The organism is Methyloglobulus sp. (assembly GCF_040079455.1).
Classification (GTDB): Bacteria; Pseudomonadota; Gammaproteobacteria; order Methylococcales; family Methylomonadaceae; genus Methyloglobulus.
In genome coordinates, this window is record NZ_JBEBKJ010000018.1 from 24,551 (window position 1) to 48,499 (window position 23,949).

The following is a 23,949-nucleotide window of genomic DNA, read 5'->3' on the forward strand; positions in this document are numbered from 1 at the left end:
TATACCGCACAGACGGTGTCTGATTTTGCCGTTATTCTGGCTTTAACCTGTTTAATATTTAAGGAGAACTCAATGAATATCGCAATTGAACCCCTGCTAGCACTTGTGGTGGGAATATTAATTTTACTGATACCAAGGTTTTTAAATTATTTTGTGGCGGTTTATTTGATCGTCGTGGGTGTCTTGGGACTAATGGGTCACAGCATTAAGTGATCGATCGGACGAAAAGGCAAAGCCATAACTTTGTTTGCAAAAATCTTATTTAATGTTTTATTTTTAACAGGAGTACCACTATGTCACTAGGAACAATTTTACTCGTCATTATCATCCTGATGCTTATTGGCGTCATTCCAGCTTGGCCACATAGTCGAGGATGGGGTTATCGACCCAGTGGCGGGATAGGGCTAATTTTACTCATCTTAATAATCTTGATCTTAATGGGCAGAATCTAGCCTCATAGTCAAACAGCTTCATTTGTACTTTCATCTACTAGCCTGCCAGTGTGCATTGGCTAACACCTTTTGGATTGTGCATAACTTACTCGGCTAAATTGAAAGTAAAAATGTATCCAGAAGTGCGAATGCCGGGTGCTTAGCCAAATGTCGTTGAAATAAACGGCAGTCATAAGCTTCACACATAGCATCGTGACCGACCTTCGAGGGTTGTCGCGTTAGCGAGTTGGTTTTGGCAGCAAGTAACAGCCAAAATTTTTCACAGATCGTGGCTTGCTTATTTTTATTTGGGTTCGGAGAATCAAACCATGACGAAGCGGCGAGAACAAAGAAAGCATGTTAGAGTTGAACATCCGGGTGGTGACGAAATTCCCATCCGCTTTGAGTTATTCAGCACTGAACGGCTCGAACAACATGCAGCAAGTTTGGCGCTAGCTCAGAAAATAAGTGCTATTAAAGCAGGAAAAAAAGTGATTCCGCGGGTGCGTGAGAATTCCAGGGTCTTGCTTGCAGCCTATAAAGCAGTTGCTAAGGCGGTGAACGAACAACATGCCATAACGCCCGCAGCGGAATGGCTTTTGGACAACTTTCATATACTCGAAGAGCAGGTCAGCGACATTTACGGCGACTTGCCCGAAAGCTATTACCGGGAACTTCCCAAGCTATCCGAAGGCGTGCTTACCGGTTATCCCCGTGTCTATGGAATTGCTTGGGCATTAGTGGCACATACCGATAGCCGCTTTGATTCAGAGATGTTAACTCTTTTCGTAAAGGCCTATCAAAGCGTAGACCCACTCACTCTTGGTGAACTTTGGGCGATACCCATTACGCTACGTGTATTATTGGTCGAAAATTTGCGCCGATTAGCCGTGCGCATCATGCGTTCACAAACTGGTCGAGAGCTTGCGGACACGTTTATGGATCACATCGAACGTATTGCCGCTGAAAGCGATAAGCCAGAGCCTCCCGTTCTGGAAGCAGAACTACCTGCGCCACCACTGCGTCAGGCCTACGTAGTGCAGATTTTGCAACGTTTGCACGATCCACATCCAGGTGCCGTGGTTTCCCTGGACTTCCTTAATGAATGGTTACGCGAACAAGAACTCAGCCTCGATGAAATTGTGCAACGGGAACATGCCACCCAGATCGCCGGCAACCTGACTGTACGCAATATCATCACCAGTATGCGGGCTATTTCCGCATTTGATTGGCCGCAATTCGTGGAAGACGTGAGCCTGGCGGATGCTTGTCTGCGCGTTCACGACGGCTACGCTGCGATGGATTTCCTGACCCGTGACCGTTACCGCCACGCGATTGAGGATCTCGCCAAGCGCTCACCACATTCGGAAGTCGAAATTGCCCGTAAAGTAATCGACAAAACGCAACTAAGTAAAGAACAACTAGGCAAAGAACAACCCGACACTAACGAACGTAAGCAAGAGCCGGGCTATTATTTGATCGGTGGCGGACGATATGCATTTGAACGGGAAGTCAATTTTAAACCTTCTATAAAGCAAAGGCTTCTGCGTATTTACATTGGCCGTGCGGGACTCGCATATATTGGTAGTATCCTGCTGTTGACAGTTGCCTTGCTTGCATTGCCTTTAAGTGCGAGCTTTGCCACAGGACTTAACGGTTTTGAGCTGTTCTTACTCACACTATTCGCCCTGTTTCCAGCGGCAGATATTGCCGTCGGTTTGGTGAACCGATTCATCATTGCGGGTCTTCCGCCTAATCACCTGCCACGGTTAGCATTGAAGGATGGCGTGCCGGAGTCGCTAAGTACGTTCGTTGTTGTACCAACACTTTTTTTCAGCATGGCAGGTGTAAAAGAACAGGTAGAGCAGATGGAAATCCGCTATCTATCGAATCCAGGTGAAAACGTGCGTTTTGCGTTGTTATCCGATTGGACAGATTCCGACCAGGAAACGATGCCGAACGATGACCGGTTATTGAGCGTAGCCACTGCCGGAGTAGCTGCACTCAATATCAAGTATGGTACCCAGCGCTTCTTTGTGTTCCACCGCAAACGCTTATGGAATCCCGGTGAAGGCAAATGGATGGGTTGGGAGCGTAAGCGCGGCAAGTTGCAAGAGTTTAACCGATTATTGCGTGGTGCTACTGATACCTCTTTTCTAGCGATTGATGGCAAGCCTGCCGTAGCACCTGTCGGCATCTGCTATGTCATTACGCTTGATGCTGACACCAAGTTGCCCATGGGCGTGGTATCGCAATTAGTGGGTGTTGCTGCGCATCCCCTGAACCGCCCCGTGTTTGATCCAAACACACAGTGTATTGTTGAGGGCTATGGCATCCTCCAGCCACGCGTGACACCAACCCTGCCGCATCGGCAGGAACAGACCCTATTTCATCAGATTTTTGCTGGTGCTTCTGGGACTGATGCTTACGCCAGTTCAGTATCCGAGCTGTATCAGGATCTGTTCACCCTTGGTACATACAGTGGCAAGGGCTTATATCACGTAGACAGTTTTGAAGCGGCATTAGTCGGACGCGTGCCGGACAATACCCAGCTCAGCCACGATTTGTTCGAAAGCGTATACGCACGCTGTGCGTTAGTGAGTGACATCGAATTTTTTGAGGAGTTTCCTTCCCACACCCAGGTTGCGGCATCGCGGGAACACCGTTGGACTAGGGGTGATTGGCAATTATTGCCTTGGATATTTGGTGTGCGTGGTAAAGGTATGCCATTAATCGGGCGATTTAAAATGCTCGACAATTTACGCCGCTCACTCTCTGCGCCCGGTGCTTTTTTTGCGTTGGTCACAACTTGGGCTATTCCGGATGCGCCACAGGCAATTCTGATTGGGTTGGTGCTTACGGCATTGGCTTTTCCTGCGATCTTGGCGATTACTAGCAGCTTTACTTTACCTCGTCGAGGCATTTCACTGGGGACGCATTTGCGCGCAGCGGCAAAGAATGTATTCTGGGCAATTAGTAACAGCTTGGTGGCGCTGGTCTTACTTGCACAGCATACTTGGTTAATGTTGGACGCTATTATCTGTACCTTAATACGGCTGTTCATTACCAGACGCCAATTACTGAAATGGGTCACTGCCCTACAAGCAAAAACTAAATCAGGTCATGCGCTGAAACACCTCTTCCAGTCGTTGGGTCGCTCGTCTTCGGTCACCATTGCTGCTGCCGCTGTGGTACTGCTGTTTAATCCGGCAGGAATCATAGTTGCTGTACCATTTTTACTGCTGTGGTGGCTGGAGCCAATCGTATCCCGCATACTAAGCTTGCCGCCCCGACTTGATCGAGCCGAAGCATTATTGCCAGCGGATAGTATACAACTGCGCTTGATCGGCAGGCGTATCTGGTATTTTTTCAAGACCTTCGTTACTGCAGAAGAACACTATTTGCCACCGGATAATTTTCAGGAAGATCCGCACCCCGTTATCGCCCATCGTTCATCGCCTACCAATTTTGGCCTTTATCTATTATCGGTGCTGGCAGCAAGGGATTTCGGCTGGCTTGGCTTGATCGATACTGTTGAGCGGCTCGAAGCCACTCTAGGCACATTACACGCACTGCCGCGCTTACATGGGCATTTTTATAACTGGTATGATACCCGCGATTTACATCTGCTAGAACCTCGGTATGTATCAACCGTTGACAGTGGCAATCTAGCGGGGCATTTGCTTACATTGGCTCAGACTTGCCAAGAATTACTGCAAAAACCGCTCATGCTTTCTAATGCGCTGACCGGACTTACTGATACGCATCAATTGCTCATGACTGTTGTTACTGATATTGCTGATGACAAGCTTACACTTACAGTCACTCACAAAGAACTACAAAAGAAATGCAGCATACTCGGAGAACTTTTAAAAAATCATCCAGTTAAATCGGCTGATTGGAGTCATTTGTGGCGACAATTAACAAGCTGCGCTGATACATTGTTGGATCTTGCAAATACTTATGCCACTGAACGTGGCGATACGGACGATAATGAAGTACTCGTGTGGGCTACCTTGCTACGGGACGATATCCGCTCTCATGGTCGCGATGTGGATAACCTGATTCCTTGGATTCATTATACTGGACACCTAAACGCTGCTGTGGAATCGGCAACCCCATATCCACATCTGGAGGTGCTGCAAAAGCCACTCAAACTTGAAACTCACCTCAGTGATCTCTCTGAGAACTATGCAAACTATTTGGCCGATCACGGAGCATCTTCTGAAGGTATTTTTTCAACCGGCGATCAGGAAACATTGGCGATCACGTTAGGACATGCCGGAGCGCAAGCCAACGCGCTTACGCAGCGCTTAACAAACATGGCTGCACAATTCAAAGCTTTATTCCAAGAAATGGATTTCAGCTTTCTATATGACACTGAATGCCATCTATTATCGCTCGGTTATCGCGTTAACGAAGGCTCGCTTGATCCCAGCAATTATGATCTACTGGCTTCCGAGGCTCGGCTTTCCAGTTTGGTGGCAATTGCCAAGCGCGATGTACCCAGTACACATTGGTTCCATCTAGGACGTCGCGTAACGCGTGCCGCGCATGGCACGGTGCTATTATCGTGGTCGGGATCAATGTTTGAATATCTGATGCCCTCGCTGGTGACGTTTACGCCCCGCTATAGCCTGATCGACCAAACCTGCCGCCTAGTGGTAAAGCGTCAGGTCGAATATGGAAAAGAACGTGGCGTGCCTTGGGGGGTTTCGGAATCGGCTTTCAATGGTCGTGACCTAAATTTCACTTACCAATATTCTGCATTTGGTGTACCTGGCCTAGGGATGAAGCGAGGACTCGGCGAAGAACTGGTGATTTCACCTTACTCTACCGCCTTGGCTGCAATGTATTTCCCTCATGCTGCCGTGGAGAACTTCGTAAGGTTGGAGAAGGAAGGTGCTTTGGGTCGCTACGGCTTTTTTGAAGCACTCGACTTCAACCCGATCCGACTGGCAGAAGGTCAACGTGTTGCAATTGTGCGTTGCTACATGGCGCATCATCAAGGCATGTCCTTGGTCGCCATTGCCAATGTCGTGCATGATGGGGAAATGCGCCATCGTTTCCATCGCGTACCGCTGATCCAGGCGGCAGACTTATTGTTACAAGAACGTATTCCAAGTGGCGCTGATAGTAGTAGTGTGCCGTTACTAGAAGCTGTTCACGAAGTAAAAGAATCCGTACATTCCACCATCAGGCGCTTACCTTCGCCGACTGCTTCAGTACCTGCTGCACACTTACTGTCCAACGGTCGTTATGCGGTGATGATTACCGCTGCCGGATCTGGCTATAGTGCGTGGCGAAACCTGGCAGTGACTCGCTGGCGAGAAGATGTAACGCGGGATGCGTGGGGCAGCTATCTTTATTTACGCGATGTCATCAGCGGAAAATTGTGGTCAGCTGGATATCAACCAACAACGGCGACCCCAGATCATTATGAAGTAGTCTTTGCCGAAGACCGTGTAAGGATTACCCGTACTGACGGCCATATAGCGAGTACCCTGGAGATTGTAATCTCACCTGAAGACGATGCGGAAATCCGTCGTCTGAGTTTAACCAACAATGGGTCTCGCGTTAGAGAAATCGAAGTGACTTCATACATGGAGATTGTGCTTGCTCCCATGCCGGCCGACATAGCGCATCCAGCATTTTCTAATCTATTCGTACAAACCGAGTATCTGCCCCAGTCACATGGGCTGATAGCACAACGGCGCCAGCGATCAGAGAACGACCAAAAAATATGGATAGCCCACGTATTAGCTGGCCCTAAAACTGGCGATGGCTTGCAATACGAAACAGATCGTTCTCGCTTCGTTGGGCGTGGACAAACATTGCGGGAACCGATTGCATTGATGGATGGTCGCCCACTGACGAATACTGTGGGCAATGTCCTTGATCCGATCTTTAGTTTGCGGACACGGGTTAGCATTGCCCCAGGTGCTACTGAGCACCTTACTTTCACTACCTTAGTTGCTACAACACGCCCATTGGTAGCGGAGCTGGCCGATAAATACCACAACCTGACAACCTGGGATCGCGTATCTGCCCTGGCATGGACACACGCGCATGTGCAATTAAGGCATCTGCGTATCCAACCGGGCGAGGCGCAGTTGTTTCAGGATCTGGCTAGCCGCTTACTGTATGCCGATCCTTGGTTACGGCCATCCAGTAAGTTAATGCAATTGAATAGCTTGAGTGTTACTGGGCTGTGGCGGCGTGGTATTTCAGGTGATCGACCGATTGTATTACTGCGGATAGCGGAGCCGGAAGACCGGACGATTGTCGAACAATTGCTACGTGCCCATGAATACTGGCGCATGAAAGGCCTTGCCGTTGACTTAGTGATCCTGAACGAAAAAGAATTATCTTACGCTGGAGATTTACAGGCACTACTGGAAGGCATGGTGCGTGAAAATCAGGCACTTTCAGCCCAGCAAGAACATGTTGGCCACGGTGCGATTTACGTCTTGCGAGCTGACCAGCTATCGACAGAAGAAAGTTTACTGCTGCAAACGGCCGCACGAGTGGTATTGATCAGCAAGCGGGGGACGTTGGCCGAGCAACTGTTACGGCATCCACGACCAATCGCAGCTTTCGTTGTGCCGAAAGCCTTACCTGTCGCCAATGCCGCTTCATCACAATTGGAAACACCTCCACTTGAACTATTCAACGGACTTGGCGGCTTTGGTGATAACGGTCGCGAATATGTGATCGTGCTAAACAACAGCCTATGGACACCGACACCTTGGGTTAATGTGATCGCCAATGCTGAATTTGGCTTTATCGTTTCTGAATCCGGCAGTGGCTGTACCTGGAGTGGAAACAGCCGCGAAAACCAGTTGACACCCTGGTCGAATGATCCGGTCAGTGACACGCCCGGAGAAGTCTTTTATATACGGGACGATGAGACCAATGAATTGTGGACACCGACAGCCTTGCCGATCCGCATAGAAAATGCGAGTTATATCATTCGACATGGACAAGGATATAGCCGTTTTGATCATGCCTCACATGGTATTCATAGCGAGCTACTGCAATTCGTTAGCCCAGACGATCCAGTCAAAATTTCGGTTTTAACTTTGACCAATAGTTCTGGACGACTCCGTAAGCTTACGGTTGCGGCTTATGTGGAATGGGTACTCGGTGCTTCGCGCAGTGTCACCGCGACGCACATTATCACCGAACGAGATGAGGATACGGGGGCGTTGTTCGCTCACAACCCATGGGACGTGGAATTCGGTCAACGCATTGCCTTCGCTGATCTTAATGGTCAACAGACCGCATGGACGGCAAATCGGGCTGAATTCATTGGGCGCAACGGCAGCTTGGATGCACCTTCAGGGTTGCTAGGTCGTAAAGGGCTGAAAAGCCGCATTGGTGCTGGGATAGACCCTTGTGCAGCACTAAAGACGGCAATAGAGCTTGAACCTAACGGAAGCATCGAAATCGTATTTCTATTGGGACAAGGCAATGACCGCATTCATGCCCGAGAATTAATTCAGCGTTACCGCGCAACCGAGGTGGCAACAACGTTTACACAAGCCAAACAATCCTGGGAAAAAATACTGGGCAAAGTTCAGGTGAAAACACCTGATAGGGAGCTAGACCTATTGTTGAACGGTTGGTTGCTGTATCAAACCCTGAGTTGCCGCATGTGGGCTAGAGCTGGGTTTTATCAAGTGGGCGGCGCATTCGGCTTTCGGGATCAATTGCAAGACAGCATGGCGTTAACTGTCGCCAGACCCGACCTGACCCGCGCCCACCTCCTGCGTGCTGCGGGACGGCAATTTGGCGAGGGCGATGTGCAACATTGGTGGCATCCCCCCACTGGGCGCGGTGTGCGTACGCGGTTTTCCGATGACCGCATTTGGTTACCCTATGTGGTGGCACACTACCTCAAGGTAAGTGGTGATATTGAAGTGCTTAATGAGCCGATAGCGTTTCTGGAAGGTTCAGCACTGGAAGCAGGGCAGGATGATGCTTATTACCAGCCAACGCAATCAGCCCTACAAGCGAGCCTGTTTGAACACTGCGCTCGTGCGCTTGACCTGAGTTTGTCCGTAGGCGTACACGGCTTACCGTTGATGGGCAGCGGCGACTGGAACGACGGCATGAACCGGGTTGGTAATCAGGGTAAGGGCGAGAGCGTTTGGCTGGCATGGTTTCTTATCGCCACGCTCACCGAATTTGCCAAAGTAGCAGAAACCAAGGGAGATGTTGAGCATGCCACTCGCTGGCGCACCCATGTTGCTCAACTGAAAGCTGCCGTGGAATCAGAAGCGTGGGATGGGGCTTGGTATCGACGCGCTTATTTCGATGACGGCACACCGCTGGGTTCTGCCACTAACGCTGAATGCCGTATTGATTCCATTGCACAGAGCTGGGGAGTTATTTCCGGTGCCGCCGACAGCGAACGCGCACAACGAGCCATGAACTCAGTACGGGAATACTTGGTTCGGCACGGCGATGGACTGTTATTGTTGTTCACACCGCCTTTTGATAAAACCGAACACGATCCTGGGTATATCAAGAGCTACCCGCCCGGTGTGCGTGAGAACGGCGGGCAATATACCCATGCGGCAATCTGGTCGGTTATTGCTTATGCCATGCTGGGTGATGGCGATCAGGCGGCGGAGCTGCTACGCATGCTCAATCCCATCAACCGCACGACCACCCGCACTGGCGTTTATGCCTATAAGGTCGAACCGTATGTGCTGGCGGCGGACATCTATGCGGAAGCGCCACACACACGGCGTGGTGGATGGACTTGGTACACAGGTGCCTCTGGGTGGTATTACCGTACCGGACTGGAATGGATCTTAGGACTACAGGTCCAAGCCGAACAATTGATTTTTAATCCCTGTATTCCCAAAGCTTGGCGCAGTTATAATATTATTTACCAGTATGAAACAAGCCGTTATGAAATCACGATTGAAAACCCGCAGGGCGTGTCTCGCGGCATTTCTCTAATAGAACTGGACGGAGTACGGCAATTAGACGGCAATAGCATTTCTTTGCAAGATGATGGGCAACCACATCAAGTGCGGGTGGTGCTGGGGGAATGAATAGTGGATGGTTAAACCAATCATGGTTCGACAAGCTCACCATTTATGCCCTTTGGGTGCGAACGGTTTGGCTTAAAATTGTCCCGTCTGTTAAACATCGTAGGTTAGCTTATTAGCGTAACTCAATAATTACGGCTTCAATACGACGAGATTGAAATATATTTATATGATCACAGAACTGCCTGTTACCACGATTGCCCATGCCATTCAACTTGCTGTGGCACCCGTGTTTTTGCTGACTGGAGTTGCCAGTATTTTGTCGGTGTTGACGAACCGTTTAGGTCGCATTATTGATAGATCAAGGTTTTTAGAAGGCAAATCATTGCCGATTGATGAAACCCATAAAGCTATTCATGTTGAACTGAAATCCTTGAAACAACGCGCTCGCCTTATTCATTTGGCGATTGGTCTATGCACGACCTGTTTGTTGTTGATATGCTCTGTGGTTGCGGTATTGTTTTTAGGTTCATTTATTACGCTTAACATGGCGGTGGTAATAGCCTTGTTATTTGTTGCCGCCATGCTGTGCTTGATTGCTGCACTGCTCAATTTTATTGGCGAGATTTATCTGGCAACCGTGCATGTCCGAGGTAGCTCGACGTAATATTTTTTTATCGTTCCCACGCTCAAGCGACACAGTCATTAAGTTAAACGATTGAGTCCCTTCTCCCTTGAGGGAGAAGGTTAGGATGAGGGGGAATTTAAATGCATTTATCCTTATTTTTGATTTTCCTCGGCAACCGCTCCATGCGTTGCCCTACCTCCTGCATCCATGCAGTCGTCACCCCACCCCTCTCCAACAGGAGAGGGAGATTTTTCTTAACTTAATGGCTGTGTCGCTTGAGCGCGGGAACGATAAAGCGGCCTACCTATTCGCCGACGATTCCCCATTGGATCGTATCGATTCGGTCACATCCTTACCTATCCCACGATAGCCGGTAAAGCGGCCAGCGTCGAAAGTAGGCTCCCCACTCACCATTAAATATTGCTTCGAGCCGTTGGGCGTAGTTCGTCCGTAAACGAAATCCAGGAAGGGTCGTCGAGCGGCCAGGTTAGCCTCAAGTATTTCCCGCTCGTTCTTATTCCAGACTTCACCTTGACCATCACTTGTATTATCCTCCGTTTCAATGAGCAAAATACCCAGCATTTCAGCCACCGGACCGAAAACATTGGTAAAGTTCCCGTCCTTGTCCTGCTCCCAATACCAATCGGACGACAGCTCCGTAAAGCGGCGAAAACGTGTTTCACTCTCACGTAGCTCGGCAGTCCGTTCCAGCACCGTTTGCTCCAGTATTTGGTTGTGATCCACAAGTTTTTTGTACAGCAACCTGACTTCCAGCATATTATGGATGCGTGTTTGCACTTCCACCAGATCAAAAGGTTTGGCTACGAAGTCTTTCGCACCCGAAGCAAGTGCTTGCAGCTTGTGGCTCGGTTGTGCAGTAATCACAAGTACCGGAAGGTAGCCCTCTGTTTCGATTTCTTCAAGGTCTTTCATTACCTGGAAACCATCCATCCCAGGCATTTGCAAATCGAGCAAGATCAGGTCGTAGCGGTTTTTACGGTATAGCTCGCGGACCGCATAAGGATCATTTGTTGATGTGATGCAGGTGTAACTGGCATTTTGCAACATTTCCTCAAGCAGAAGTACGTTGGATTGTTGGTCGTCAACGATCAGGATGCTGGCGTTAAGGATTTCTTGTTTGCTAATCATCGTATTTGTCCGGTTTCATTAGTGTTCATTGATCTAATATTAGATGATTTCAGCGCATCGTCCAGGGCGTTCATCAATTCACCCACTTTAATGGGTTTTGTCAGATAACGGAAGAATCCTGATTTCAGCCCCTTTTCGATATCGCTGGGCATGGCATTCGCACTGATGGCAATGACGGGAATGTGTGCCGTTGCCGGATCTTCATGAAGTATTTTAAGCGCTTGGCTTCCGCTAATGCCGGGCAGGTTGACATCCATTAGGATTATATCCGGTTGATGGCTACGGGCAAGCGCAATGCCCGGCTTGGCATCGTGGGCACTTAGCATAGTAAAATCTGGGCGTTCCTTAATTATTTGCTCGACTAGCAGGAGGTTGGCTGGGTTATCTTCCACGTAGAGCAAGGTATGTAGCGCTGTATTTTTATGTGGCTGCGGCACAAGCCTCTTGGGCATGGTATTCCCAGCGACAAGTTCAAGTTCTGGTGTCACGTTTTGGCTTAGTTCGATCCAGAATTCACTGCCAACTCCAACTGTACTATCCACGCCGACTTTGCCCCCCATCAGCTCGACCAATTGCTGGGTGACCATCAAGCCAATGCCTGTGCCTTCTTCGCTGCCGGTTTCTTGCCCAAGGCGATTGAACGGCTGAAAGAGTTGCCCCAGCTTTTCCGGATGCAATCCCGCACCGCTGTCTTTGATGGTGATACGTAGTTGTCCCGTGATATTAGTGGAACAAACTACCTCAATCGTGCCATTCTCACAGTTGTATTTAAGTGCATTGGAAAGCAGATTAAGCAGAGCCTGCTTTAGGCGGGTTCGGTCGGCATGGATAACCCAAGTTTGGTCAAAGGGCACAAAAGTCAGTTTAATGCCACGCTGCTGCGCCAGTGGTTCTATCATGGCCCTGCATTCGCTTAACACATCGATTATTGACACTGTTTCTTGTGACAACGATAGCTTACCTGACTCAATCAAAGCAAGATCAAGGATTTCGTTAATCAGTTCCAGTAGGTACCAGCCCGCTTTTACGATCTGCTCTATCTTAATCAGCTGAGAAGCTGTTGGCGGCGGATTACTTACCTCCAACAATTGGGCGAAACCTAGGATAGCGTTAAGCGGGGTACGCAGTTCGTGGCTCATGCTGGACAGGAATTCCGATTTGGCGCGATTGGCTTTTTCCGCAGCGGCCATCGCTTCAAGCAGTTTCGATTCGGCAACTTTACGCCCGGTAATGTCACGCGCCACCTTAGAAGCGCCGATGACTGTTCCCGACAAGTCTTTGATCGGGGATATGGTCACTGATACATCGATACAACTGCCGTCTTTGCGCAGGCGCACCGTCTCAAAATGTTTTATGTCCGCGCCACGCTTAATCTCAGTAAGAATAGTATTCTTCTCGACCTGGCGCTGCGTGGGTATTAGGCGCGAAATGGGCTGTCCTATGATCTCGGCAGCCGAATAGCCGAACAGCTTTTCTGCCCCGGCGTTCCAACTGGTGATGATGCCCTGTAAATCTTTGCTGACGATAGCGTCGTCAGATGACTCTACGATGGCGGCAAGCCGTAGCTTTGCCAACTCTGCGAGTTTGCGTTCGTTGATGTCCTGCATCACGCCGTTCATGCCGAGTGCCTTGCCGTCTTCCGCATAGTTGCCCCGGCCCGTGATGGCGACCCAGCAGAGTCCGTCAAGACGCCTTACTCGGTATTCGTTGCGGTAGTCCGTATGTTCGATGAGCGCCTTATCCCAAGCCTCGCGTGCATGTTCGGCATCCTCCGTGGTCAAGCGTTCGCGCAATTGCGCCCGCGTGACCGAGATACCCTCTGGGAAGCCAAATATGTGTGCAGCAAGATGCCCTAAGGACACTTGATCGGTCGCAGCATCCCAGCTCCAGTCGCCCAGTTGCCCCGCATCCAGGGCAAGTTGCGCGCGACCATGGAGCCTTTTCTGTTCTGCTTCGTAGAGCTTACGTTCGGTGATGTCACGGGCAGAGCAATAGAATAGTTGGTCTTGAATGGACGTTGTCACACTCCATGAAAACCATCGGTAAGAACCGTCTTTACATAAGTAGCGATTTTGAAAATTGGCATCATCGCCTCCGTTTTTAAGCCTGTCAACTTCGGCTTGGGTGGTTTGCCGGTCATCTGGGTGGACAACTTCGATAAAGGGTTTGACGAGAAGCTCTGCAAGTGTGTAGCCGAGGGTTTTTTCCCAGGCCAAGTTTAAGCTTTTGAAGTAACCGTCAAAGCCAACCACGGATAACATTTCTTGCGAAATAGCAAAAAACCGAAGACTTTCCTCCGCTAAGCGCTTAGTGACGGTAATATCACGCAAAATGCCCGTTAAATAATGTCCGCCATTCAGCCACATTTCACCTATGGCTATTTCCATCGGGAACATGCTGCCATTCTTGCGCCGACCTACAACCTCGCGTCCGAAACCAACATTTTGGCTATTGTCGTTTTTATTGGCAACCGTAAGACATTGCTTGCCAATGTCTTGGTCAAGCCCAGGCATTAACAGGTTGAAATTTTGCCCGATGAGCTCTGCGGGGGAATAGCCAAACATTTTCTCTGTGGTCGAGTTAATTGTCTGGATGGTGTAGTCATTGAAACGTAAGGTTATGATGCTGTCTACCACAGTATTGACAATGGCGTGGACTAGCGCGTTACTATCATGCAACGCTTGCTGCAAAGCATATTCTTCAGTGACATCGCGGAACACCAGCACAGACCCGACTATTTTATTGTCAAGGCCGCGAATCGGTGCACAACTGTCGGCGATATCACGCTCGCTGCCATTGCGTGCAATCAGTACAGTATGGTTGGCCAAGCCTTGAATGGTGCCATGAGTCAAGGCATTCATGACCGGGATCAGGGCGAGATGGTGCGTTTCTTTATTGATGATATGAAAAATCTCATCCACTGGGCGACCGATGGCTTCAGCTTGTGCCCAACCGGTAAGCTGTTCAGCCACGGGATTGATAAGCGTCACCCGCGCTTGGGTGTCGGTGGCGATCACGGCATCGCCGATGGAGTTAAGTGTAATGCCGAGTTTTTCCTCACTAATCTTTAAACTTAGGTTAGTTAGCTCTAGTTGTTTATTAATTTCCTCCTGTTTTTCAAGAAAATGCTGGGTTTCAAGATGCACCAAATTCTTGAGCCGTTGCTGGGTTTCCCGATAAATAAAATAGGTAAACGCAAACACAAACAGCCCCATAAACAGGCTGGTGGCAACGATGATGTAGAACAATTGTTTCATGTTCGATTGTAATATTGCATCGTGCCGCGCCAACAGCCCTTCCTCTATTTTAAGAAAGCCGCTCATTTCAAGGCGCATCAAATCCATCAGCCGCTTGCCCTCGTTATTGGCTATGGTGGCTTGTATGGCAGATATGTCATGGTTGCGGCGCAACTCAACAACAGTCGCTATTTCTGACAATTTGGCATCAATCAAGGGAACTAATGCGTCCAGATGCTTCTGGGCTGCGCTGTTCAAGGTAAGTTTACTTAACGCTAGCAAATGGTTGCTGATGTTGTTACGCACCTTCAAATAGGGTTCCAAAAAGGCTTCGTTGCCCGTCAACGCATAGCCGCGTTCCCCAGTCTCGGCATCTGTCAATTCAGATAGCAATTCGTTCGCTTGTTTTATTACCACAAGGGTGTGCATGTGGATTTCAGCTGATGTCTCGCTTAGTTTAAAAGCCCTAAACGATGCTACTACTACTACTACTACTAAAAGTATGCCCAAGCCAGCAGTGGGAGCAGCAAATTTTTTAAGGCTGTTTTTCAAGGTAGATTGATCCTGCGCCGTGTCGGTGCGGTAGTTGTTAAGGGTAGATGCGGAGTTTTTTCAGCCATGATTTACCTTGATGCAAAATGAGTTTTTGATACCGCCCACGGTAGCGTAGCCATCAAACTTGTCGATTTCTGTGCGTTATCGAACATAAGCGTGGAATTCATCGTTCCTGCGCTACGGTGTCACTGTCCACAGTTAAGCGCTGAGACCTCTTTCACCTGGAGTACAAACCTAGGTTTGCACTCCAGCATTTGCTGCTTATAAGGATTCAAAAAACTACCTAATTATAAAGATGCTTCAGCAACAACGTCATTCCGGCATGGACGACCGCCAAGGATGGCGGAAGTGCGGCAAGCAAGTAGGAACTTGTGCCGCTTGCCGGAATCCAGACCACAGGGATGTATTCATCGCTTGCCATCCGTGGCTTCTGGATCTCGGCAATCCCTGCCGAGATGACGATATTTTGGCTTAGCTATTGGATCTTTTAATCAGGAAAAACTATGCTAACAACCCAGCCATCAACCTTACTCTCCCCGAGGAACCCCAATCCTTGAATTAACTGGAAAGCTATTAGCGGCTCCTTCAGCACAAAGCAAACGCTGGAATTCTTTCTTGACTACGTTATAGCATTCACAAGCACGGGACTCCAATCCCGACTGGTCAAGGACAGTGATGTGACCACGGCGGTAACTAATCAGCCCCGCACGTTGCAAATTACCCGCAGTTTCTGTGATGCCTTCGCGGCGTACACCCAGCATGATGGCAATCAATTCCTGGGTCATGGTCAATTCATGTTCGGGCAAACGATCAACGGCTAACAATAGCCAGCGGCATAGTTGCTGCTCTATTGAATGGTGCCGATTGCACACTGCAGTCTGTGACATCTGGGTCATTAATGCCTGGGTGTAACGCAACAGCAAGCGCATCATCGGCCCTGCGCGGTTGAACTCCTCCATCAGCAAGCGTTGTTTCAGCCGATAACCGCAGCCGGCAGTCTGCACTGTCGCCATGCCAGGAGTAGTGTTGCCGCCCAGGATCAATGAAATTCCGACCATGCCTTCATTGCCCACCCCCGCAATTTCTGCCGATGCGCCACTTTCCATGACGTAATGCAGGGACACGATGGCGGTCGTCGGGAAATAGGCGTGGTGCAATTGAATGTCGGATTCGTAGAGAACTTGACCAAGCGGCATCGAAACCAGTTCCAGATGGGGCGCGATACGCGCAAATAGTTCCGCAGGAAGAGCAGCGAGAAGCTGGTTTTGGTTGGGGTTATGCCGTGCGGAAATACTCGCTACCATTTTTTGTCTCTGGAGAACGCACCCGAGTTAGGTGAAAATAAAAAAAGCAGGGCAACGAAGGTTAAGGCTGTAAAAGCTGGGTTCTGAGCTTCTTTATAACACACTATGGGAAGTCCAGAAGTTAATATAGTTTACCCGAACAAAAATTGAGTAGGCGTTATTAGGTAAATATAAATACTTCGCAAAAAGTGTAACATCTCCAAAACTGCTCAGTTGAACCTTATCGTCGGCAATTCATTTAAGTATTAAAAACAATGCTATAGATTACAAGGATGTAGTCAGAATTGCACTATTAAAGATTAGAGACGGTTCAGCTAAGTCGTCATACCGGATTGCTGGTATGGCGATCTTGGAAAACAGGGATTGTGTAATCTGACAAAGTGGAACTAAGAACCCCTTGCGTTATGTATGTCACCGTACAGACTGCCCCCTGTTTTGTGCGTACCATCTGGAGTGAGTGTCGGATATTGCTATTCGATGTTCAGGTCATGACCATCTGGTCAAAACCCAAGTCAAATTGTTATCAACAACATAAACATCAACCTTGGAGAATGCTATGAAGAATTTAAGACAACTAAACAGTAAGGCTATGATTTTTGGCCGGAAAATGGAAGGCAGGATACTGCCGCCATTGCTTTTATGGATGCTCGGTGTACCCGGAGGCATTGTTATAATCCTATGGCTATTTTTCTTTAGGGATTAATCTAAGGAGTCGTGTTTGCGATACTGGCTCGCCTTCATGATTCTGAAGGCGATAGGCTTTGACACAAGGGTGGCGGAGTACCGCTGATAACTATGATAGGATGCTGAAACGTATTATTTAGCTCAATTTGTATTCCATGCAGAAAAATACCCCTTATATTCTTTTTATGGCATTGGTTTTGTTGGTAACCGTGTCGTTTTTCTTGTTAATTAAAGATTTTTTATTGGCTTGTTTTTGGGCAATCATTCTAGCGGTCGTTTTTGATCCTACTTATCAGCGGTTGAGGCAATATTATAAAAACTCGGAAAAATTGTCATTGTTCCTAACTATGTTGCTGATTATTCTTGTTTTTGTTATCCCTTTGTCTACCATAACCTTGATGGTAACGGCGGAAAGTACAGATTATTACAATAAGATTCAAAGCGGCGAAATAAATCCACAACGTTATTTTCAAGATACCCTTGCGCTGTTGCCAAAATTCAATCGCCTCTCGCATATAGGCGGAATAAGCGTTGAGCAAATCAGCACTTCAGTCGGCAATGCCTTTGCACAAGCCATAAAATACACAGCGCAACAAGTCCCTGCAATGACCCAGAACCTATTGAACCTTATCGTTCAAGTGGCCTTGGCATTCTATATCCTGTTTTTTCTATTGCGGGACGGCCATCAATTGATGAGAAAATTCATATCCCTTATCCCGATAGGTGACAGAATCGAGATAGAATTATTTGAACGTTTCACCAGCGTAGCCAGGGCGACTGTTAAAGGCGGTTTGATAGTCGCTGTAATCCAGGGTTGTATTGGGGGATTATTATTTTGGTTTGTCGGCATTCCCGCCGCTTTTTTGTGGGGTATGTTGATGATAATTTTGTCTCTATTGCCTATAGGGAGTGCTTTAGTCTGGGCTCCCGCTGCCGTCGTGTTGTTTTTACAAGGTCAAACCGTGAAAGCGATTGTCATTTTATCGGTGGGTATTTTAGCCATTGGCCTGATAGATAATTTTCTACGACCACGTCTGATAGGCAAAGACAGTAAAATGTCGGATTATCTGGTCATGGTGTCTACTCTAGGTGGCTTAGCCTGGTTTTCATTAACAGGTTTTGTGTTAGGCCCCATCATTGCGGCTTTGTTTGTCACTTGTTGGGAAATATTAGGGAAAGATAGCCAAGCCAATAAAACCTGATTATTTTCCCCTCAACAAACAATCCAGCTTATCCACTAACTCGCACCAATCCGAATCGTCTTCAATGGCTTCAGTCAGGAACGTAGCCTGTGCTTCGTTCCAGAAACATGCCTTAGATAAGACAATATCAATGGGTAGCGGTCTGTGCAATTCGATAAAAGCGACAATCTGTTCCGCGTTGTCTGCTAAACCTAATTGACGAAATAACATTTGCAGCGTGTGTATTGAGGTATCCATTTGAGCTTTCAGAAATGATTACAATTTTCTGTTGTGATGGCCCAATTAATAAGCCATTGAATCTTTATTGATATTGAATAACTTTCAAAACTCTTGCCCAATTTAATTTATAGGCTAATTACTCATCTCGCCTCGTCAACCATCTGAATGGTAAGCTTCTCAACCTCTCTGGCAACGTCGATTAACGCTGCATCCTGAGAAAGTGCCGAAAGCATTTGCATCGGCTTGATAAGTCCAATCTTGGTTTTACCTTGCTCCGTAAATACCGAGATACGACACGGCAATGCCATGTTCAGGCGCATATCGGTGGACAGCACTTTTGCAGCCTGACCCGGATTGCAGACTTCAAAAATTTTGCACTCATTCCCAAAATCAATGCCTTTGCTGCGAAGCGTGACACCCAAATCATGGACATGTAACACCCCGAAACCATTATGTTTAACGGCAGATTCAAGGTCTGCCGATGCTTGGCCGAATGATTTATCGGTCTCAACGATATAGTACATAAAATAACCTCGTCTTTTGTAGCTGAATTTATATAATAATTGTCTGTTGGATATGTTTTATTTTATTGAGTTTCGCACCTTTTAGGTATCCTTCTTAGCAAGATTCTTTACTCAGCGCCAAAAAATCCGTCATTCCGAAGGAGGAGCCGGAATGACGGTGCCGGCAGAAAACCTATGATAATCAAGTAAGTTTTTATATTTTTTAAGAGTGATTCAATGATTGCTTAGTGTATTAACAAAGCACTATAAGCAAGATCAGTCCAGGGATGATGCCCAGAATTAAACCGACCACGATGGCGATAACTTCACCGGTTGAGTAATTGCAGCTACCACCACCGCCACTTACTCTTGCAGCACTGTCATCATCAAGCCCTGCTAACATCATGCCGGAAAATTCATCGGCAACTTGCGCTTGCGAGGATGCCACTAAAATGCGTGAACGAGCATCACTAAGACGGGTTTCTGCCGAACGGAGATCATCACTGAATGGCATTAAGTTATTGGCATTTATTAATGCGTTAATAGCATCATCAGTAGGTGCAAGCGCTAATTTACGAGCTTGGTCAACAGTTTCAGCGGAAGTTATTTCTTTCTTTAATTGATTAAGTTCCCGGTATTGTTCTGGCCCAGAGCTACAGCTAGATTTGATCAATTCCATAGAACTTGCTGAAGGAAAGATATTAGCGTTTGCTGTTTGCGGCATTGAAACGACTAAAACCGATGCGAATGCTGAAATAATCAACACTTTTAAGACATATTTACTTTGTTTGATTGACATAACCCTTCCCCTCAATATTCAGTTATAGATGAGAAAACCACCTTAGCTTTGAGGTTAACGATAGCAAAATTTCCTATTCCGCACTGTTCGGTAACGCACATTGAATGTGCAGGTTTATGATGTTTTTTTAATGTGTTTTTTCCATCTCAGTGAATTTCACACCCTTTAGATTTTATCTTTTTCACCGTTAACATTGCCGACAACTCCGGCTGTTGCGATAAAACGCAGGGCATCTTCAACAGACAAATCTATTTCCAAGACATTTTTGCGCGACATAATGACTGTGTTGCCACCCATCTGATAACTAAATGGCAAAAATACGGCAATTTGGTCATTGGTAAGGAAGCTATTGGGATTCTCTTCAATATCCGAAACAGTAATAAAGCCTATTTGCTGGCCCTTACCCTGAGGCACATTGACCAACACGACTTGTTTAAATTTCCCTGTCTGTTTGCCGGAGAATAGGGAAGTAAAATCGCGGATTGCGCTATAAATGCTTTTGACAACTGGAATCTGAAACAATAGCTCTTCAAGCATATTGAACAGTCCACGGAAAGTTCGGGAATCCAGAAATCTTCCGAAAAAATATACGAGAGGAAGACATAACACAAACCCAAATCCCTTTATGTACCAACTATGAGGAAAGAAAAATTTGAAGATATTCCCCAGCGCGAACTCAGCAGTGGCTGCAAGCCAGATAAGCAAATAAAGCGTTAGGACAAGAGGGACAATGGCGATCAACCCCTTAAAAAAAGTTCTACTGACCCGTTTCATTTTTAATCCCGATAATTGATTCATACTCTAGATTACCTTCCTAAAAAGTGAGTCCAAATTCCCGACAGTAGCAAATGCTACTGTCGCCGTGTTTTTATAATCAGTGGAATGATGCGTCTATCTATGCTATTGGCGGGGTTGTCGACCAATCTTCCATGGCTTCATCGCCCGGACGGTCAACTTTAACCTTACCGCCTTCGGTTGAGGTTACCCAGCTTAACGGAATGTAATGGTGCAGCCCTGTTTTATCTTTGTTCAGCTTGATGGTATTTTTATCTACCATGTGGTCTACAACAGCAAATTGACCGTCTTCGGAACATACGACGGGCATTTCAGGTTTAATCTGGTCGCTATTAATCATGGTTTTCTCCGCTTGGCTCAGTGTGATGAGCAGGTTGAGTGATACTTCTTAGTAATGGGCAACAGGCAAGGCTTAGGAATACCGATGGTTATTTAAGTCTTGAGCCAACTTCTCGATTTATTCTTGACGAGAACCTTCACCGTTTATCCCACTAAATTCCTTGTCTCACCTTGGAATATACACGTCTCAATAAGGCGGGTCTGTGCGGCTACGCACATAGGGCAGGGTTGTTCGCCACAGATATGATAAGGCTTGATGTTGCTGCATAAATGGGCATAAAAAAGGCGGGTTTATTCACCCGCCGTTCTTTGCAATTCCTAAGCCGACAATTTTATTGTGCAGCTTTCAGATGGGTTACTGCTTCTTCGGCGGCTTTCTTCGCCAAGTCGGTATGACCCATCTTGCCGTGATCGATAGCATCAGTCAGGCTGGTGACACCAGCATCCAAATGTTCATCGGCAGTTTTGGCATGGGTTTTCGCTACTTCTGCATGTTTGGCGATACCTTTCCCATCGTCGGCTTTGACCGCGGCTTCTGCATGTTTGAGCGCTTCCGCCATGTGGCTTTCACCGGCATAAGCACCAAACGCGGCGAAAGCTAAAATGACGGCGGATAATAAGCCGGTGAGTTTCATGTTAGTAAGTTTCATATTTTTTCCTGTAAAATATAAGATATCTCATCGCTACCGGGTAGTTGGCTGCCTATTTTGACTTGCCAAAAAACTTCGGCAGTGTGGGTTTTATTTGTCTTTTTTGATATCTTCCTTGATATTGCCAACGCCTTTTTGTATCTTGCCGACATTCTTTTGTACAGTCCCTTCTGTTTCCAGTCCCTTGTCGTTCAGTATTTTGCCAGTGGCTTCCTTGACCTTACCTTTGGTTTCATCGACCGTGCCATCGACTTGGTCTTTATTCATATAAGGTTCATCCTGCTTTTCTTCGGCATAAGCGGACAAGGAGCATAAGGACAGAACAATTGCCGCTGATAAACCAGCGCGTTTCATGTTAGTAAATTTCATGTTTATTTCCCGTGTAATTGTTTTTGTAACTATCTTGTTGTCACCGTGCAGCCTGATAAATTTGTCTCGACTCGGCTGCACACTTCAGATAGTGGTACTAGTTGCCTTTCTTAATATCTTCTTCGATATTACCAACCCCTTTTTGTATCTTACCGACGTTCTTCTGGACATTCCCTTCTACTTCCAACCCTTTGTCATCCAATATTACACCAGCGGCTTCTTTGATCTTACCTTTGACTTCTTCGATTTTGCCTTTTACTTGATCTTTGTTCATGAGTATCTCCTGATAAGGTGTTAGCCATGACCAGATAGTCACAACCAAAGCGCGGATTGATGTTTCCCAACGCTTGGGTGAGAAGATACGCTCAAAATCAACCTTGGTCGGTGCGGTATCGAACAGATAGGGATAAATTCGTGGTTGCCAATTCCATAGTGGCTAATGTTTATGGAATATAAGCAGGTTTGAGACTGATCATCATAAATAATCAGTAGGTTTGATTTTTCACGCTATTGTAGGGGCAATCCCTTGAGTTGCCTAGGCAGCAGCACAAGGGCTTCCTCTACAATGCTCATACCATCCGGGTGATTGGTTGTATTTGTACAATGTATTGTGAACCAGCATAAAAAATACACAATACCCGAATCACAGCATCGAATAATACTAGGTGGTTTCGACAAAATGAGAATCAAGAAATGAAATAACATCTTCGCAATTAATCATATCTTTTGGTTCATCATGGATAAATGCTGCTAAGGCAGAGATAGCATGCCAGATTGAGCTTTCGTTGATAAAGCTGAAAGCCTCTAAAAATAGCTCTATCAGTTTCTGATTACGCCCTGCCTTGTGGGGTACAAGGCACTCCAAATATTCATTGATAACATTAACATCAGAACTGCCGCCATAGAAGCGTAGCACACTAAGATTAGCTAAATTGGCATTGAAAACCTTATCGTAGCGCGATGCCATAAATTTTGCCTCGGCCAGTGATCCCGTCAGCAAATTCATAATATCTGCTTCAAAGGCACATCGGTATTCTTCTTCTTGGGGTCGGGTAAAGCCTCTTGTAGCCTCGGCGAATGAGATGGGCAAACTCTGAATTAAATGACCACCTTCAACTGTTGCGGTGTAGTTACCGTACGAGCGCGGGAATCGATCTGCTTGCTGTTCAGATCTCTCCCTCTGTTTAAAAATGATATGAAAATACACCGCAGGTAATTGTTTTTGTTTGTTGCCAAGATAAATGGCTGCGGCACGTCCTGCCTGGTGATAGGCGATTCGTTTGTCAATTTCAATACACGGGTTTTGTTGGCAGCTATTGGCGGAGTGACTGTTTTTCATAGGGCTGAGTAGTTGTGTTTTATAATGACCTCGTTAAAAAGAAATGCGGATCGAACTAAAAATCCGCATTAGAGGGGTTGCTAAATCACATGGCGATGAACATCTACAAAATTAAGGTGTAGCCTACTAGCTTTTATCAGTTGTGTGGACGTGACGAATTGTCGTACCCAGAAATCGGAATAACTCTCATGAATCAAAATACATGAAAGCACCCAAAAAAGGATAATTCACCTAACTGATGAGCCAAGTCTCAATGTACAGTCGGGCTTGACTTAAAACTCTGTGTGCAGTCTAGTCGAAAAAGCAGCCGCAGTCTGTGCGTTTTCACACATAAGGTAACTTCTAGCTCTCCATCTGGGCATAAGTATCTACACAAGTATCTGCTCCTTCTCCCTTGAGGGAGAAGGTCGGGATGAGGGAGATATAAACAGTTGATTTTATTCTCCTCACCCCAACCCTCTCCAGCAAGAGAGGGGGCTAGATGGCTGTTATAAATTATTGATTGTAATGCAATAATCCCAGCCTTCTCTCCCACAGAGAGAAGGATCATTTTTGGGTTCTTAGAGATTCCATTAAGATTATTTGAGTTTCTTGTCAATAACATGGTCAAAATAAACTCCGTTGCGGCAATTTCGTACCTCCAACACGAAACCACAATGACTTGATCGCTTCCAATAACAGTAAACTAAAGAATCCAGCGACCGCGCAGACGGCAAGGTCATCCCCGTGCAAACGACCAAAA

At 47.0% G+C, this 23,949-nt stretch carries 19 protein-coding genes; 7 read left to right on the plus strand and 12 right to left on the minus strand.

The genetic code is table 11. The features are described from left to right. Window positions 1–72 precede the first annotated feature (72 nt). The 4 genes from ABL924_RS06195 to ABL924_RS06210 all read left to right on the plus strand — a co-directional run bounded on the left by ABL924_RS06195 (window position 73) and on the right by ABL924_RS06210 (window position 10,103). Window positions 73–213 (plus strand): DUF3096 domain-containing protein, encoded by a 141-nt coding sequence (locus ABL924_RS06195; protein WP_349026202.1) that lies wholly within the window; start codon window positions 73–75, stop codon window positions 211–213. An 80-nt stretch (window positions 214–293) separates the two neighbouring features. Further along, window positions 294–452, plus strand: coding sequence for a DUF3309 family protein (locus tag ABL924_RS06200; RefSeq protein WP_349026203.1), 159 nt, complete (start codon window positions 294–296; stop codon window positions 450–452). 308 nt (window positions 453–760) lie between these two features. Then, window positions 761–9,499, plus strand: a complete 8,739-nt coding sequence (locus ABL924_RS06205; RefSeq protein WP_349026204.1) for a glucoamylase family protein — start codon at window positions 761–763, stop codon at window positions 9,497–9,499. A gap of 166 nt (window positions 9,500–9,665) precedes the next feature. Continuing rightward, complete coding sequence (locus ABL924_RS06210) at window positions 9,666–10,103, plus strand: DUF2721 domain-containing protein (RefSeq protein ID WP_349026205.1); 438 nt, start codon at window positions 9,666–9,668, stop codon at window positions 10,101–10,103. Between the two features lie 261 nt (window positions 10,104–10,364). Here the strand turns inward: ABL924_RS06210 and ABL924_RS06215 are convergent, their stop codons facing one another. Both ABL924_RS06215 and ABL924_RS06220 read right to left on the minus strand, forming a co-directional pair. Beyond that, complete coding sequence (locus ABL924_RS06215) at window positions 10,365–11,213, minus strand: response regulator (protein ID WP_349026206.1); 849 nt, start codon at window positions 11,211–11,213, stop codon at window positions 10,365–10,367. Continuing rightward, the gene (locus ABL924_RS06220) at window positions 11,210–15,001 is read right to left on the minus strand and encodes a PAS domain S-box protein (RefSeq protein ID WP_349026207.1); all 3,792 of its coding nucleotides are present in this window, start codon (window positions 14,999–15,001) and stop codon (window positions 11,210–11,212) included. The genes ABL924_RS06215 and ABL924_RS06220 overlap by 4 nt, the downstream gene beginning before the upstream one ends. Window positions 15,002–15,299: 298 nt before the next feature. Here ABL924_RS06220 and ABL924_RS06225 point away from each other — a divergent pair, with 298 nt between their 5' ends. Further along, a complete protein-coding gene (locus tag ABL924_RS06225; RefSeq protein WP_349026208.1) occupies window positions 15,300–15,479 on the plus strand; it encodes a hypothetical protein in 180 nt (59 codons plus the stop codon). 52 nt (window positions 15,480–15,531) lie between these two features. Here the strand turns inward: ABL924_RS06225 and ABL924_RS06230 are convergent, their stop codons facing one another. Continuing rightward, on the minus strand, window positions 15,532–16,308 hold the full coding sequence (locus ABL924_RS06230; RefSeq protein WP_349026209.1) for a Crp/Fnr family transcriptional regulator: 777 nt from the start codon (window positions 16,306–16,308) through the stop codon (window positions 15,532–15,534). Between the two features lie 556 nt (window positions 16,309–16,864). On the opposite strand from ABL924_RS06230, the gene ABL924_RS06235 reads away from it, so the two are divergent. Both ABL924_RS06235 and ABL924_RS06240 read left to right on the plus strand, forming a co-directional pair. Beyond that, entirely contained in the window at window positions 16,865–17,011 is a 147-nt protein-coding gene (locus ABL924_RS06235) for a hypothetical protein (RefSeq protein WP_349026210.1), read from the plus strand. Between the two features lie 136 nt (window positions 17,012–17,147). After that, complete coding sequence (locus ABL924_RS06240; RefSeq protein WP_349026211.1) at window positions 17,148–18,194, plus strand: AI-2E family transporter; 1,047 nt, start codon at window positions 17,148–17,150, stop codon at window positions 18,192–18,194. On the opposite strand, the gene ABL924_RS06245 is transcribed toward ABL924_RS06240, so the two are convergent. The 9 genes from ABL924_RS06245 to ABL924_RS06285 form a co-directional block, all read right to left on the minus strand. Next, window positions 18,195–18,431, minus strand: coding sequence for a DUF2789 domain-containing protein (locus ABL924_RS06245; protein ID WP_349026212.1), 237 nt, complete (start codon window positions 18,429–18,431; stop codon window positions 18,195–18,197). It lies immediately after the preceding gene. A 122-nt stretch (window positions 18,432–18,553) separates the two neighbouring features. Further along, on the minus strand, window positions 18,554–18,937 hold the full coding sequence (locus ABL924_RS06250) for a DUF302 domain-containing protein (protein ID WP_349026213.1): 384 nt from the start codon (window positions 18,935–18,937) through the stop codon (window positions 18,554–18,556). Between the two features lie 232 nt (window positions 18,938–19,169). After that, window positions 19,170–19,715 (minus strand): hypothetical protein, encoded by a 546-nt coding sequence (locus ABL924_RS06255; RefSeq protein WP_349026214.1) that lies wholly within the window; start codon window positions 19,713–19,715, stop codon window positions 19,170–19,172. A gap of 165 nt (window positions 19,716–19,880) precedes the next feature. Continuing rightward, a complete protein-coding gene (locus tag ABL924_RS06260; protein ID WP_349026215.1) occupies window positions 19,881–20,513 on the minus strand; it encodes a DUF502 domain-containing protein in 633 nt (210 codons plus the stop codon). Window positions 20,514–20,610: 97 nt separating this feature from the next. Next, on the minus strand, window positions 20,611–20,850 hold the full coding sequence (locus ABL924_RS06265; protein WP_349026216.1) for a DUF2171 domain-containing protein: 240 nt from the start codon (window positions 20,848–20,850) through the stop codon (window positions 20,611–20,613). A gap of 331 nt (window positions 20,851–21,181) precedes the next feature. After that, window positions 21,182–21,499 (minus strand): small metal-binding protein SmbP, encoded by a 318-nt coding sequence (smbP, locus tag ABL924_RS06270; RefSeq protein ID WP_349026217.1) that lies wholly within the window; start codon window positions 21,497–21,499, stop codon window positions 21,182–21,184. A 90-nt stretch (window positions 21,500–21,589) separates the two neighbouring features. After that, the gene (locus ABL924_RS06275; protein WP_349026218.1) at window positions 21,590–21,868 is read right to left on the minus strand and encodes a CsbD family protein; all 279 of its coding nucleotides are present in this window, start codon (window positions 21,866–21,868) and stop codon (window positions 21,590–21,592) included. A gap of 97 nt (window positions 21,869–21,965) precedes the next feature. Continuing rightward, window positions 21,966–22,142: a CsbD family protein gene (locus tag ABL924_RS06280; RefSeq protein WP_349026219.1), complete on the minus strand. Its 177-nt coding sequence runs from the start codon at window positions 22,140–22,142 to the stop codon at window positions 21,966–21,968. 387 nt (window positions 22,143–22,529) lie between these two features. Then, window positions 22,530–23,207 (minus strand): hypothetical protein, encoded by a 678-nt coding sequence (locus ABL924_RS06285; RefSeq protein WP_349026220.1) that lies wholly within the window; start codon window positions 23,205–23,207, stop codon window positions 22,530–22,532. Window positions 23,208–23,949: the final 742 nt, after the last annotated feature.

Bases quoted from the DNA above. Each gene is read 5' to 3' on its own strand.
- ABL924_RS06195 (WP_349026202.1), top strand. From the start codon at position 73: ATGAATATCGCAATTGAACCCCTGCTAGCACTTGTGGTGGGAATATTA.
- ABL924_RS06200 (WP_349026203.1), top strand. From the start codon at position 294: ATGTCACTAGGAACAATTTTACTCGTCATTATCATCCTGATGCTTATT.
- ABL924_RS06205 (WP_349026204.1), top strand. From the start codon at position 761: ATGACGAAGCGGCGAGAACAAAGAAAGCATGTTAGAGTTGAACATCCG.
- ABL924_RS06210 (WP_349026205.1), top strand. From the start codon at position 9,666: ATGATCACAGAACTGCCTGTTACCACGATTGCCCATGCCATTCAACTT.
- ABL924_RS06215 (WP_349026206.1), bottom strand. From the start codon at position 11,213: ATGATTAGCAAACAAGAAATCCTTAACGCCAGCATCCTGATCGTTGAC.
- ABL924_RS06225 (WP_349026208.1), top strand. From the start codon at position 15,300: ATGCTTCAGCAACAACGTCATTCCGGCATGGACGACCGCCAAGGATGG.
- ABL924_RS06230 (WP_349026209.1), bottom strand. From the start codon at position 16,308: ATGGTAGCGAGTATTTCCGCACGGCATAACCCCAACCAAAACCAGCTT.
- ABL924_RS06235 (WP_349026210.1), top strand. From the start codon at position 16,865: ATGAAGAATTTAAGACAACTAAACAGTAAGGCTATGATTTTTGGCCGG.
- ABL924_RS06240 (WP_349026211.1), top strand. From the start codon at position 17,148: ATGCAGAAAAATACCCCTTATATTCTTTTTATGGCATTGGTTTTGTTG.
- ABL924_RS06245 (WP_349026212.1), bottom strand. From the start codon at position 18,431: ATGGATACCTCAATACACACGCTGCAAATGTTATTTCGTCAATTAGGT.
- ABL924_RS06250 (WP_349026213.1), bottom strand. From the start codon at position 18,937: ATGTACTATATCGTTGAGACCGATAAATCATTCGGCCAAGCATCGGCA.
- ABL924_RS06255 (WP_349026214.1), bottom strand. From the start codon at position 19,715: ATGTCAATCAAACAAAGTAAATATGTCTTAAAAGTGTTGATTATTTCA.
- ABL924_RS06260 (WP_349026215.1), bottom strand. From the start codon at position 20,513: ATGAATCAATTATCGGGATTAAAAATGAAACGGGTCAGTAGAACTTTT.
- ABL924_RS06265 (WP_349026216.1), bottom strand. From the start codon at position 20,850: ATGATTAATAGCGACCAGATTAAACCTGAAATGCCCGTCGTATGTTCC.
- smbP (WP_349026217.1), bottom strand. From the start codon at position 21,499: ATGAAACTTACTAACATGAAACTCACCGGCTTATTATCCGCCGTCATT.
- ABL924_RS06275 (WP_349026218.1), bottom strand. From the start codon at position 21,868: ATGAAATTTACTAACATGAAACGCGCTGGTTTATCAGCGGCAATTGTT.
- ABL924_RS06280 (WP_349026219.1), bottom strand. From the start codon at position 22,142: ATGAACAAAGATCAAGTAAAAGGCAAAATCGAAGAAGTCAAAGGTAAG.
- ABL924_RS06285 (WP_349026220.1), bottom strand. From the start codon at position 23,207: ATGAAAAACAGTCACTCCGCCAATAGCTGCCAACAAAACCCGTGTATT.